Raw genomic sequence first — 351 nt, 5'->3', positions numbered from 1 at the left:
TACTTTCTGTTACCGCTCGACTTGCATGTGTTAGGCCTGCCGCCAGCGTTCAATCTGAGCCATGATCAAACTCTTCAATTAAAAAGTTTTATGTCTTTCGACAGCTCAATGAATTCTGAATTTTTAATATCTTTCGATATTGAATTGACTGTGCTGCAATTCCTACCGAAGTAGTTATTGCTGTTGGTCACTCAGTTTCAATTGAGACTCTAATTTGTTTGCCTCACTACCTAAGTAGCTTGGCTGTTAGAACTCAATCTGTACGAGTGCCCACACAGATGATTGCTTTATATTGTTAAAGAACGTTGCGATTATAAAGTTGAACTTTATCTCGCTAGGGCTGCGCATATT

At 39.0% G+C, this 351-nt stretch carries 1 rRNA gene; it reads right to left on the bottom strand.

What is annotated here, in order from left to right:
* Positions 1-81: ribosomal RNA gene (locus H5118_RS20450) — 16S ribosomal RNA — on the bottom strand; the annotation flags it as partial.
* Between the last annotated feature and the right edge of the window lie 270 nt (positions 82-351).

The sequence above is a fragment of the Pseudoalteromonas sp. SR41-1 genome, assembly GCF_014164015.1.
GTDB classification, from domain to species: domain Bacteria; phylum Pseudomonadota; class Gammaproteobacteria; order Enterobacterales; family Alteromonadaceae; genus Pseudoalteromonas; species Pseudoalteromonas distincta.
This window is presented reverse-complemented; position numbering and strand designations above follow the sequence as displayed.